This window comes from Enterococcus sp. 3H8_DIV0648, from assembly GCF_002140655.1.
In the GTDB taxonomy this organism is placed as follows: Bacteria; Bacillota; Bacilli; order Lactobacillales; family Enterococcaceae; genus Enterococcus_A; species Enterococcus_A hulanensis.
On record NZ_NGLG01000002.1, the window covers coordinates 520,211 to 521,417 of the forward strand.

General features: G+C 31.3%; 1 protein-coding gene. It reads left to right on the forward strand.

Translation table 11 applies throughout. The features are described 5' to 3' along the window. The first annotated feature begins 125 nt into the window (after positions 1 to 125). On the forward strand, positions 126 to 776 hold the full coding sequence (locus A5875_RS18840; protein ID WP_088935117.1) for a Crp/Fnr family transcriptional regulator: 651 nt from the start codon (positions 126 to 128) through the stop codon (positions 774 to 776). Positions 777 to 1,207: the final 431 nt, after the last annotated feature.

A 1,207-nucleotide genomic window follows, 5' to 3' on the forward strand; every position in this document is an offset into this window, starting at 1 on the left:
TAACATAACAATGAGAAGAACGAAAATTATTAAAATCATGATGATACCTCCATTCCATATCACCATTTTAATGAAAGGGTTGTCAATTTATTAGGACATATGTCATAATAAATTGAGGTGTCCAAATGAAAAAATCACAACTAAATAAAGTTCATGAAACTCTTTTATCAAAATATGGACTTTCCAAGGAAAGTCTTAAATGTTGCGAACATTTTCAATATAATCCAGGAGAAAAGGTTTGGTCAGAAGGCGATAGTATTTCTACTCTACTACTGGTTCTAACTGGTAAAGCAAAAATTTGTTCGTTTGATAGTAATGGAAATAACCTTATACTATCCTATTACGTATCTAGTGGTCTTATTGGTGATGTTGAACTGATGATGAACTACCCAACAGCAACAGCCTCTGTTATTGCAGTATCCCCATTTGAGTGTATCTCAATACCTTACAAACATAACAGAAAAGAGTTACTAGATAATGTTGTATTTATGAACTCTCTAGCAATTGATCTTTCGGAAAAATTGTTTGAATGTACAAATAGTTATGTCTCAAATGCATTAAAATCAGGTGAACAGCGATTATGTTCTTATATATTACAAGCCGAATACAAAGGATTTTTCTTTGATAATTATCAAGATGTAGCTGCAACTATAGGCATGAGCTATCGACACCTAATGCGTTTGTTTAAACAATTAAACGATGAGGGAATTATTGCCAAGAAGAATAATGGTTATCAGATCCTAAAACATCAATACTTAACTGAAGCAATAAAGTAGACTTGGAGCGGTACGCGTTACAGAGAAGTCTTCAGATTGATGTAAAATCATTAAGTTTTTAACGATTGTTTGATCATCTTTCGCTAAGAATATCTGTATCATCGGAAAGTCTTCTTCACTATTTTTCTCTTTTAATTGTTTTAACTTCAAATAAAGAGCAAAAAAATCTTCCTTCTGAAGTTGTAAGTATGCCTGTTTCGGGGTTTTACTGTAATCCCATCATTGAAAGTTCTGACCTCCTACACATAAAATTCTAAAGAATAGATGACAATATTAAGTTGAATCAACATCACGTAAATATCATTTTTCTTTCAACCATGAAATTGACATCATAAAATACGAGGTATCTGTAATAAAAAAACCTATTCCTCAATTTTTGAAGAATAGGCTTCGTGAGTTATTGTAGATTGCAAAATGATAAAACAATGATT